An 11,674-nucleotide genomic window follows, 5' to 3' on the forward strand; every position below is an offset into this window, starting at 1 on the left:
CCCCACCAGTCACTAGAAGAAGCGCGGATCGTCGAAGACCCCGGACGCGACGAGATAGACGTAGAAGTCGGCGAGTGCCACGCTCAGCAGTGACGCCCACGCCAATTGCATGTGCCGGGCGTTGAGTTTGCCGACGAACTGCCAAGCCCGGTACCGCAGCGGGTGCCGGGAGAAGTGCTTGAGCTTGCCGCCGACGATGTGCCGGCAGGAGTGGCAGGAGAGGGTGTACGCCCAGATCAGCACGATGTTGGCCAGGAACACCAGGGTGCCGAGGCCCATGTGGCCCCAGCGGTGGTGCGTATCCCGGAAGGCGAGCGCGGTGTCGTAGGTCAGCACGCCGGCCACCAGCAGGGCGGCGTAGAAGAAGTACCGGTGGACGTTCTGCAGGATCAGTGGGAAACGGGTCTCACCGGTGTACGTGCGGTGTGGCTCGGGCACCGCGCAGGCGGGCGGGGACGCCCAGAAGCCGCGGTAGTACGCCTTGCGGTAGTAGTAGCAGGTCAGGCGGAACCCGAGCGGGAAGACCAGGATGATGATCGCGGGGGACAGGCCCCACCAGCTCCCGAAGAGGTTGGCGTTCGGCCCGCCCCGCATCGTCGTGCAGTTGTCCGCCAGGCAGGGCGAGTAGAACGGCGACACATACGGCGCCGAGTAGTAGTCGGCGTTCGAAAAGGCCCGCCAGGTCGAGTAGACGACGAAGGCCAACAGACCGGCCGTGGTGACGGCGGGCGCCAGCCACCAGCGGTCGGTCCGTAGGTGCGGGGCGGCGATGGCGGCGCGTGTACCGGTGCGTACGCCGCTGTGGGATCGGTGTTCCGTACCAGTGGCCAATGCAGGACTCCGGTCGGTCTCGAGGTGTCAGGGGGCGTGCCGGTTCTGAGCGCCCACACCCTCGTCGTCCGAGTCCGTCCACAGGCTGATGTCGTACGGCGTGTCGGAGATGGTGACGAGGTCGGGCTGGTGCGGCGCTTCCGGGGCGGCGGCTGCCCGCAGCAGCGCCACGCTCTCCCGCAGATGGTCGGCGTCCAGCCGGACCCGGCGCATCTCCAGGCCGTGGTTGCCGAGTTGGTGCTCCAGGCGTCCCAGGGACCGGTTCAGATCGTCGAGGGAGTGCTGGACCGAGGCGATGTCGTCGCGGATGGACATGACTTGCCCTCACTTCCACGGGTCCGGCGGGCCCAGGCGGCAACGTTCATGCTCCATGGAGTGTGCGTGCCGCACCGGCCGATGTGAAGGCGTCTGCAGCGATTGGCCGAGGCGTGCGGATGCATTCCCGATCGCATTGCGCCGCACGGGTGGGGTTACCGCTCGTCGTCGCCGTGTCGCCCACTGTGGCCGGAACCCTTCCACTTCAGTGGCCGCATAGACCGCATAGATCTGATCAGCTCCATATACCGCCAAACGTGATCGTCACGCTCCAGGCTTCCCGGAGGTAACAGAGATGTCCCACCACGGCGTCGGCCTGCGCGCGGTCCTGCGCTCGGCCGCCTTTCTCACCGCGGGCGCGCTCGCGGTGCCGCTCCTTGCCGGCTGCGGCTCCGACGACAAGGCTGGCAGCCCGCTCGCCGGGCAGGACATCGCCCCGGTCGCGCGCGGTCAGGTTGCCGACGGCGGCACCGTGAAGTGGGCTGTCGACGCGGTTCCGGAGACCCTGAACACCTTCCAGGCCGACGCCGACGCCGGCACCACCCGTGTCGCCCAGGCCGTGCTGCCGTCGATGTTCCGGATCGACGCAACTGGCCGGCCGGTGCGCAACCCCGACTATCTGGAGTCAGCCAAGGTCATCGAGACCGAGCCGCGTCAGGTCGTGCTGTACAAGGTGAACCAGCAGGCCGTCTGGAGCGACGGCCGGGAGATCGGTGCCGCCGACTTCGTCGCCCAGTGGCGCGCCCTGTCTGGCAAGAACAGCGCCTACTGGACCGCCCGCAACGCCGGTTACGACCACATCGCCAAGATCGAGCGCGGCGCCAGCGATCTCCAGGTCCGGGTCACCTTCTCCCGCCCCTACGCCGACTGGAAGTCGCTGTTCTCCCCGCTGTACCCGAAGGACGTCATGGGCACCCCGGACGCCTTCAACGACGGAGCCCGCCGGAAGCTGAAGGTCACCGCCGGTCCCTTCAAGGTGGAGAAGGTCGACACCGCCAACAAGGACGTCGTCCTCACCCGCAACCCGCGCTGGTGGGGCAGACCCGCCAAGCTGAACGAGATCGTGCTGCACGCCGTGCCCCGCGACGAGCGGGCCGCCGCGCTCGCCGACGGCACCGTGGACATCGCCGCGATCGACCCCGTCGACGCTCAGCGGATCGGACTGGCCGGGCGCGAGAAGGGCACCGGGACCCCGCTCCAGGGCGCAGGCAAGACCTCGGCGAAGAAGCTGCAGGCCTGGGCGCTGGCGCACGGCTTCGACTCCGACGAGGCGAAGGCCGGCAAGAAGAAGCTGCGCGAGGCCATCGGCGAGTACCTGGAGGAGCAGCAGAACCTGCGCGCCTTCGACGTCCGCAAGTCCCTGGAGCCCGCCTACACCCAGCTCGCGCTGAACGGCTCCGAGGGGCCCCTGGCCGACGAAAGGGTCCGGCGGGCCGTCGCCCGCGCCCTGGACCGCGACGAACTCGCCAAGCTGGTGCTCACCCCGCTGGGCCTGCCCGCCGTCCCGGTCGACAGCCATCTCGCGCTGTCCGGGCAGGCCGCGTACGCAGACGGCAGCGGCGCCATCGGCGGGCAGGACACCAAGGAGGCGCAGGCGCTGCTCGCCGACGCCGGCTGGGTGCCCGGCGGCCCGGTCAAGAAGCAGAAGAAGGCGGAGCAGGCAGCCGGCTCCGAGGGCGACAAGAGCGAGCAGGAGGACAAGTCCGACGGCGGCAAGGACGGCGAGTACATCGTCGGCGAGGACGACAAGGGCCGGGGGGAGGAGACCGATGGTAAGGGCAGGCACCACGAGTCCGCCGAGGAGAAGCACGAGCACGGCGAGAAGGGCGGCAAGCCCCTCGCACAGGAGGGCAGGAACGGTGGCGCGCCCGGTGCGTACGCCCCCAAGGGCACGGCGGCGCCGGCCGCTGCCCCGGCCGGGCCGCTCGCCAAGGACGGCAAGCTGCTCGCCCTCCGCTTCGTCCTGCCTTCCGGCCCTGGTTCCGACACCCTGAACTCGGTCGCCGAGCGGATCTCGGCCATGTTGGACCGGGTCGGCATCCGGGCGACGATCAGCAAGGTGTCGGACGAGAGCTACTTCAAGGACCACATCGCCTCCGGCGACTACGACCTCGCGCTGTACTCGTGGCCGTCGTCCGCCTTCCCGGCGACGGACGCCCGGCCGATCTACGCCAAGCCCGTACCGGCGGCCGACGGATCGGTGAACATCGGGCAGAACTACACGCGGGTCGGCACCGACCAGGTCGACCAGCTCTTCGACGAGGCCGCGGCGACCCTGGACGGGGGCGAGGAGAAGGACCTCATCCGCAAGGCCGACGCCAGGATCTGGGCCGAGGCCGGCTCTATTCCGCTCTACCAGCGGCCACAGCTGGTGGCGGTCAAGAAGAACCTGGTCAACGCGGGTGCCTTCGGCTTCCAGACGCCGGTCTACGAGGACATGGGCTTCCTGAAGAAGGGGGCGAAGGTCCCGGCGAGCCCCAAGGCGGACTGAGCCGCGAGCCCCGGGACGGACCGAGCCGTGTGGCCCTGCGGAGGCCTTACCTCGCGGGGCCACGTAGCATGGGGTGAGGCCGTGGCGTGTCAAGCCCGGCAGGGCCCGCGTATCACCGACGTACGCGAAGGCTTTCCTCACACTCCGGGAGTACGCCGCACCATGGCTGTGACTGCAACGCGTCACGACATCCGCAACGTCGCCATCGTCGCCCACGTCGACCATGGCAAGACCACCATCGTCGACGGCATGCTCAAGCAGGCCGGCGCGTTCGCCGCCCACCAGCTCGATCAGGTCGACGACCGGGTCATGGACTCGAACGACCTGGAGCGTGAGAAGGGCATCACGATCCTCGCCAAGAACACGGCGGTCAAGTACCACCCGAAGGATGGCGGGGAACCGATCACCATCAACATCATCGACACCCCCGGCCACGCCGACTTCGGCGGCGAAGTCGAACGTGGTCTGTCGATGGTCGACGGTGTCGTCCTGCTGGTGGACGCCTCCGAGGGCCCCCTCCCGCAGACCCGCTTCGTGCTGCGCAAGGCGCTGCAGGCCCGCCTCCCCGTCATCCTCTGCATCAACAAGACGGACCGTCCCGACGCCCGGATCGACGAGGTCGTCAACGAGGCCTACGACCTCTTCCTCGATCTGGACGCGGACGAGGAGCAGATCGAGTTCCCGATCGTCTACGCCTGCGGCCGGGACGGCATCGCTTCCCTGACCAAGCCGGACAACGGCTCGGTCCCGACGGACTCCACCAGCCTGGAGCCGTTCTTCTCCACGATCCTGGAGCACATCCCGGCCCCCAACTACGAGGAGGAGGCCCCGCTCCAGGCCCATGTCACCAACCTCGACGCCGACAACTTCCTCGGCCGTATCGCCCTGCTCCGGGTCGAGCAGGGCGAGCTGCGCAAGGGCCAGACCGTCGCCTGGATCAAGCGGGACGGGGCCGTGCAGAACGTGCGGATCTCCGAGCTGATGATGACCGAGGCGCTCACCCGCAAGCCGGCCGAGGTGGCGGGTCCCGGCGACATCTGCGCCGTGGCAGGCATCCCGGACATCATGATCGGTGAGACGCTGGCCGACCCGGAGAACCCGGTCGCGCTGCCGTTGATCACGGTGGACGAGCCGGCGATCTCCATGGTCATCGGCACGAACACCTCGCCGCTGGTCGGCCGGGGTGGCACCGGTAAGGGCGCGGACGCGAAGACGGCCGTGAAGGACCGCAAGGTCACCGCCCGCCAGGTCAAGGACCGCCTGGACCGCGAGCTGATCGGCAACGTCTCCCTTCGCGTGCTGGACACCGACCGGCCGGACGCCTGGGAGGTGCAGGGCCGCGGTGAGCTGGCCCTCGCCATCCTGGTCGAGACCATGCGCCGTGAGGGCTACGAGCTGACCGTCGGCAAGCCGCGGGTGGTCACCAAGGACGTCGACGGCAAGGTCTACGAGCCGGTCGAGCGCATGACGATCGACGTGCCCGAGGAGCACATGGGCGCGGTCACGCAGCTCATGGGCGTGCGCAAGGGCCGGATGGACAACATGTCCAACCACGGCTCGGGTTGGGTCCGCATGGAGTTCGTGGTCCCCTCCCGCGGTCTGATCGGTTTCCGGACCGAGTTCCTGACCCAGACCCGCGGCACGGGCATCGCCCACTCCATCCACGAAGGGCACGAGCCCTGGTTCGGCCCGCTGCAGACGCGCAACAACGGCTCGCTGGTCGCCGACCGCTCCGGTGCCGTCACCGCCTTCGCGATGACGAACCTGCAGGAGCGCGGCGTGCTGTTCGTGGAGCCGGGTACCGAGGTGTACGAGGGCATGATCGTCGGTGAGAACTCCCGCTCCGACGACATGGACGTCAACATCACCAAGGAGAAGAAGCTCACCAACATGCGGTCCTCGACCGCCGATGTGACCGAGTCGATCGTGCCGCCGCGCAAGCTGTCGCTGGAGCAGTCGCTGGAGTTCTGCCGCGACGACGAGTGCGTCGAGGTGACCCCGGAGGCCGTTCGCATCCGCAAGGTCGTGCTCGACCAGCGGGAGCGGGCCCGCGCCGCGAGCCGCGCCAAGCACGCCTGAGCCGAGCCCTCTGACGCGAAGTCACTGAAGCCCGGGTCCCCGATCACAGGGGCCCGGGCTTTTGCAATCCCTTTTCAGCAGTCATTGATCGATTTCCCGGATCCGTTGTCCGGAATGCGGAGACTCTGCACCGATACCCAGGTAACACGTCCGTTTCGCGGCCTTCTCCCCGCGGACCGTTTGTCCAGTTTTTGGAAGTTCTTCGCGGTAGCTGTGACTGAATTGAGATTTAAAGACGGTGGTCGCCACCTGGCTCATGCCAGATAGTTAGCCGCGTAGCGCTCGGGTCAATGGGTCTCGCGCTGTGGGGACAGCGCCGTGACTCACGAGCATCAGGGGGTGTCTGACCCTTCGTCAGGGGTGTCGAAGGGAAGACGGTGACCCTCTCCTGTCGGTGAACGCGTGAAGTCATGAGGAGGAACCCCCATGCACGGCGTCACGAACACCAGGTGGGTCGGTTTGTCGCTTCCAGCGGTGTGATTCGGCTGCAGAACTACGCGCGTCCGGCTGCGGTTGCGCGCGTCCTCGGTATCCCGGCACCTCTCACACCCATACCTGTGGAGCGGACGAACCGTGACAAGTCCTATCGACATTGAGGGCGGCGGAAGTTCGGTCGTCGTCGACGGCGGACCAGGGGCGGAAGCGAAGAGCGACGTCGTCGAACTCGAAGGCCGCTCTCCCGGCCGGCTGATGTGGACGCGTTTCAAGCGTGACCGCACCGGCGTGATCTCGGCCTACGTCGTGGGCTTCTTCTTTCTGGTCGGGCTGTTCGCCCCGCTGATCTCCAAGCTGTACGGCAAGGACCCGTACACGGTGTACGCGGACGAGCGCCCGGAGCTCTTCGACAGCGCCGGTGTACCGGTGCAGCCCAACGGCGGTATCAGCGGGAAGTTCTGGTTCGGTCTCGAACCCGGAAACGGCTACGACGTCTTCACCAAGCTGATCTATGGCATCCGCACCTCGCTGACGATCTCCGTCGTCGTCACCGTCGCAGTGGTCGTGACCGCCATCCTGCTCGGCGTCACCGCCGGCTACCTGGGCGGAAAGACCGACTACTTCCTCGGTCGGCTCATCGACTTCCTGCTTGCCTTCCCGGCCCAGCTGTTCTTCATCGCCAGCATGCCGGTCGTGGTCTCCCTGTTCGTCAGCCCGCGCGACGAGACGCCCACGTACGTCCGCGTCATCGCGCTGATCACGGTCCAGTGGTTCCTGGGCTGGATGGGTCTCGGTCGCATCCTGCGGGGTACCGCACTCGCCCTGCGCGAACGGGAGTTCATCGAGGCAGCCAAGGTCAGCGGGGCGTCCTCGTGGCGGATCATCCGCAAGGAGATCCTGCCGAACATCGTCACGCCGTTGCTGGTGCAGGCGACGTACCTGCTGCCCGGCTTCGTGACCGCCGAGGCCGGGCTGTCCTACCTGGGCGTGGGCATCGTCCAACCGACGCCGGACTGGGGCCAGATGTTCGCCAAGGCCTCCACCGAACTGGTGATGCAGAACGACATCACCTACATGTTCTTCCCCGGCGTCTCGATGATCATTTTCGTGGTCGCGTTCAACTTGCTAGGGGACTCGGTCAGGGACGCGTTCGATCCCAAGACCGCGCGCTGACCGCAGCACGTCAGCCGGAACGGAACGTCAGTTCAACGTCATCGCACGGCACTTCACTTCCAGCTATGGCACTGCACTGCCAGCAGTTCTCTTCGCACCGGTGACACGCAGACGGCGCCGGTGACACACAGATGGGTGGGAATCCTCGTGATGAGTAGGGGCAGACGCCACGCATACGGCGCATTCTCCGTGCTCGCGGCCGGAGCGCTTGCGCTCGCCGGTTGCAGCAAGGGCGGCAGCGACAGCGGTGGCAACGACAACAAGGACCAGCAGAGCGCCAAGCGCCAGCAGGCGCCCATCAAGTTCGGTGACGCGGCGGACTCCACCGGCCCGGCCCCCGCCGTGCCCGGCGCCAAGACCGGCGGCACCATGGAGGTGCTGCAGCGCGACAGCTACGCCCACCTCGACCCGGGCCAGATATACGTCTCCGACGAGATGTCGGTCGCCCAGCTCATCCACCGGGGTCTCACCGGCTACAAGGCCACCAGCAACGACGGCAAGGAGCACGAGGTAGTCGGGGACCTCGCCACCGACTCCGGCACCACCACCGACGGTGGCAAGACCTGGAAGTACACGCTCAAGGACGGCATCAAGTTCCAGGACGGTTCCCCGATCACGTCCAAGGACATCCGGCACAGCATCGAGCGGCTCTTCGCGCCCTTCATCAACCAGGGTCCCACCTACCTCCAGCAGTGGCTGGCCGACACCTCGGGCGCCGACTACCGCAAGCTCCTCAAGGACGGGCCGTACAAGGGCAAGCACCTGCCCGACAGCATTCTTGCGACCCCGGACGACAAGACCGTCATCTTCCACTTCCAGCACGCGCACCCCGACCTGCCCTACGCGCTGGCGATGTCCGGCTACGCGGTGGTGTCGGCGAAGGGCGACACCAAGCAGCAGTACGACAAGGCGCCGGAGGCGACCGGCCCGTACAAGATCCAGTCATTCAAGTCCGGCAAGTCCATGGTGCTGGTCAAGAACCCCAACTGGGATCCGAAGACGGACCCGATCCGCCATCAGTACGTCGACCGTTTCAACTTCACCTTCAACCAGCAGTTCGAGACCTCCACCAAGGCCCTGCTCGCCGACACCGGTGCGGACCGGACAGGCGTCAGCTTCAACAACCAGGTGGACGCCGGAAACCTCTCCCAGGTGCTGCGCGACCCCAAGCTGAAGTCCCGCAGGGTCTCCGGCTACCAGCCGTACGTGGGTCAGATGAACATCAACCTGAGCCACCCGGCCATGCAGGACAAGACGGTTCGCGAGGCCATTGCCTACGCCCTGCCGATCACCCCGTTCCTGCGTGCCTACGGCGGCACCGACGCCATGGAGGTCGCCGGCGGCCTGATCTCCCCGACCGTCTCCGGCTACGACCCCTCCTTCGACCCGTGGGGCAAGAAGAAGAAGCCCGCCGGTGACCCTCAGAAGGCCAGGGAGCTGCTGAAGAAGGCCGGCAAGCTCAACATGAAGCTCACCTTCGGCTACGTGAACACCCCCGAGGGCCAGCAGTACTCCACGGCCATGGCGGCAGGCCTGAAGAAGGCCGGCTTCGACGTCCAGCGCCAGGAGATCCCGGCCGAGAACTACTACGACCAGGTCTCCAAGCTGAACAACAACTACGACATCTTCCACACTGCGTGGGGTGCCGACTGGCCGTCCGCCTCGACCGTGATCCCGCCGCTGTACGACGGCCGCGTGATCGCCAACGGCGCGCAGAACTACTCGCAGGTCAACGATCCGAAGGTCAACAGCGAGATCGACCGGATCAACCAGATCACCGACCCGGTCAAGTCCGCGGCCGAGTGGGAGAAACTCGACCAGTACCTCGTCAAGGATGTCATCAACGTCGTCCCGACCGCGTACTACAAGCAGACCCAGATCGCCGGCTCCAAGGTCGGTGGCCTCGTCTACGACGACGTGATCGGCGGCATCGACCCGCGTCGCCTGTACATCAAGTAACCGTCCCCCGCGGGTACCCGGCGCGCCCCCACGGTGTGCCGGGTACGGCCGCCCGGACCGCCGACGTCTGAGAGCTGCCTGTCATGCTGCGCTTCCTCGTCCGCCGGATCATCGGTGCTGTCGTCATCCTGTTCCTGCTGAGCATCGTCACGTTCCTGCTGTTCTTCGGGGTGCCCCGGGACCCCGCGCTGCTGATGTGCGGCAAGAGCTGCAACCCCGGCAGCATCGCGAACATCCACCACGTGCTCGGCCTGGACAAACCCATCACGGAGCAGTACTGGATCTTCCTGCACAACCTCGTCCTGGGCAGCCACCAATTCGCCCAGGGTCCGTGCCCGGCCCCCTGTTTCGGCTACTCGTACCACACCAACGAGCAGGTCTGGGGCACGCTGATGGACCGCCTGCCCACCACCGTCTCCCTCACCCTGGGTGCGGCCGTGTGCTTCCTCTTCCTCGGTCTCGGCACCGGTCTGCTCGCCGCCTGGCGGCGCGGCACGCTGATCGACAAGACGGCCACCGCCGGCGCGATGGTCATCAGCTCCCTGCAGATCTACTTCCTCGGCCCGCTGGCCCTGGCGATCCTCGTCTACCAGACGCACTGGCTGGACAAGCCCGCCTACAACGAGTTCACCAAGGACCCGGTCAGCTGGTTCAGCGGACTGCTCCTCCCCTGGGTGGTCCTCTCCACGATCTTCGCGGCCCAGTACACCCGTATGGCACGGTCCTCGATGATCGAACAGCTGCAGGAGGAACACGTCCGCACCGCCCGTGCCAAGGGAATGTCCCAGCGCTACGTCTTCTTCCGCTACGCCTGGCGCGGCTCGCTGATCCCGATCGTCACCATATTCGGCATCGATCTCGGCGCCCTGCTCGGCGGCGCCATCATCACCGAGTACACCTTCAGCCTGCCGGGGCTGGGCCAACTGGCCGTCCAGGCGGTCGCCTTCAACGACCTGCCGCTGCTGCTGGGCGTGATGCTGTTCGCCGCCGCCATGATCCTGCTGTTCAACATCATCGTCGACGCCGCGTACGCCTTCATCGACCCGCGCGTGCGGCTGGCCTAGGAGCACTGCCGTGACCACTTCGACCAAAGCATCCGGTGCTCCAGCCCCCGTCGGCACCGGCCCGCTGCTCTCGGTGCGGGACCTGTACGTCAACTTCCGGACCGAGGACGGCGTCGTGCGTGCCGTGGACGGGCTCTCCTTCGACCTGGAGCGCGGCAGGACGCTCGGCATCGTGGGCGAATCCGGTTCGGGCAAGTCGGTGACGAACCTGACCATCCTCGGCCTGCACAACCCGATGTTCACCACGATCGAGGGCGAAATCCTGCTGGACGGTCAGGAACTGACCACGGCCCGCGAGCCGGAACTCGAAAGGCTGCGCGGCAACAAGGTCGCCATGATCTTCCAGGACCCGCTCACCGCGCTCTCCCCGTACTACACCGTCGGACGGCAGATCGCCGAGCCGTACATGAAGCACAACGGTGCCTCCAAGAAGGAGGGCTGGGAGCGTGCCGTGGAGATGCTCGGCAAGGTTGGCATCCCCCATCCCAGGGAACGGGCCAGGGACTACCCGCACCAGTTCTCCGGAGGCATGCGCCAGCGCGCCATGATCGCCATGGCGCTGGTCTGCAACCCCGACCTGCTGATCGCCGACGAGCCGACGACCGCCCTGGACGTGACCGTCCAGGCACAGATCCTGGACCTCCTGAAGGACCTGCAGCAGGAGTTCGGGTCCGGCATCGTCTTCATCACCCACGACCTGGGGGTGATCGCCGACATGGCCGACGACGTCATGGTGATGTACGCCGGAAGCGCGGTGGAGCGGGGCACGACCGACGAGGTGCTGCGCGCGCCCCAGCATCCCTATACCTGGGGCCTGCTGCATTCGATGCCGCGTCTCGACTCCGACCCCGGCGGGCTGCTCTCGCCGATCCCGGGTTCGCCGCCCTCGCTGCTCAACCCGCCCTCCGGCTGCCGCTTCCACCCCCGCTGCGGCTACCAGGAGCGAGTGGAGGGCAGGGGGCGCTGCGTGCGGGAACGCCCGTCGCTGGCCCCGGACCGGGCGTCGGCCTGCCACCTCACCGCCGACCAGAAACGGACCATCTTCATCGAGGAGATCAAGCCCCGACTGGGCTAGGTCGTTCCTCGCTCCCTCTCATAGGAGGACACCGTCTTGACTTCCTCCCCCTCGTGGACGAGGGGGATTCCTACGGCTCGCGCCGTGGGGTTTCCTGCCTCGTCGCTGACTGCCCGCCCGGAGAACTCCGTTGAGGTCTTACACCAGCTCCACAGACTGTCACCGCCAGCCCGGCGGCCAGAAGGTTCTGCGCTGCGTTCACGTCCCGGTCATGGGCCGTGCCGCAGTCGCACGTCCAGGTGCGGAACTATC

8 protein-coding genes and 1 pseudogene are annotated in these 11,674 nt (G+C 67.1%); 6 read left to right on the forward strand and 3 right to left on the reverse strand.

The window, feature by feature from the left end; all coding sequences use genetic code 11:
- Positions 1-12 precede the first annotated feature (12 nt).
- Together LK06_RS21800 and LK06_RS21805 are read right to left on the reverse strand one after the other, a co-directional pair.
- Positions 13-831, reverse strand: coding sequence for a hypothetical protein (locus tag LK06_RS21800; RefSeq protein WP_039657950.1), 819 nt, complete (start codon positions 829-831; stop codon positions 13-15).
- A gap of 27 nt (positions 832-858) precedes the next feature.
- On the reverse strand, positions 859-1,146 hold the full coding sequence (locus tag LK06_RS21805) for a hypothetical protein (protein ID WP_039657948.1): 288 nt from the start codon (positions 1,144-1,146) through the stop codon (positions 859-861).
- 295 nt (positions 1,147-1,441) lie between these two features.
- Here LK06_RS21805 and LK06_RS21810 point away from each other — a divergent pair, with 295 nt between their 5' ends.
- From LK06_RS21810 to LK06_RS21835, 6 genes are all read left to right on the forward strand, one after another.
- On the forward strand, positions 1,442-3,637 hold the full coding sequence (locus LK06_RS21810; protein ID WP_039657946.1) for an ABC transporter family substrate-binding protein: 2,196 nt from the start codon (positions 1,442-1,444) through the stop codon (positions 3,635-3,637).
- Between the two features lie 162 nt (positions 3,638-3,799).
- Positions 3,800-5,716 (forward strand): translational GTPase TypA, encoded by a 1,917-nt coding sequence (gene typA / locus LK06_RS21815; protein WP_039657944.1) that lies wholly within the window; start codon positions 3,800-3,802, stop codon positions 5,714-5,716.
- A gap of 573 nt (positions 5,717-6,289) precedes the next feature.
- Entirely contained in the window at positions 6,290-7,324 is a 1,035-nt protein-coding gene (locus LK06_RS21820; protein ID WP_039657943.1) for an ABC transporter permease, read from the forward strand.
- Between the two features lie 150 nt (positions 7,325-7,474).
- On the forward strand, positions 7,475-9,283 hold the full coding sequence (locus tag LK06_RS21825; protein WP_039657941.1) for an ABC transporter substrate-binding protein: 1,809 nt from the start codon (positions 7,475-7,477) through the stop codon (positions 9,281-9,283).
- Between the two features lie 83 nt (positions 9,284-9,366).
- Complete coding sequence (locus tag LK06_RS21830; protein ID WP_039657939.1) at positions 9,367-10,347, forward strand: ABC transporter permease; 981 nt, start codon at positions 9,367-9,369, stop codon at positions 10,345-10,347.
- A 10-nt stretch (positions 10,348-10,357) separates the two neighbouring features.
- A complete protein-coding gene (locus LK06_RS21835) occupies positions 10,358-11,422 on the forward strand; it encodes an ABC transporter ATP-binding protein (RefSeq protein ID WP_043435709.1) in 1,065 nt (354 codons plus the stop codon).
- A gap of 70 nt (positions 11,423-11,492) precedes the next feature.
- On the opposite strand, the pseudogene LK06_RS21840 reads toward LK06_RS21835, so the two are convergent.
- Positions 11,493-11,666, reverse strand: a pseudogene (locus tag LK06_RS21840) (zinc ribbon domain-containing protein); the annotation flags it as partial.
- Between the last annotated feature and the right edge of the window lie 8 nt (positions 11,667-11,674).

It is taken from the genome of Streptomyces pluripotens (assembly GCF_000802245.2).
Classification (GTDB): Bacteria; Actinomycetota; Actinomycetes; order Streptomycetales; family Streptomycetaceae; genus Streptomyces; species Streptomyces pluripotens.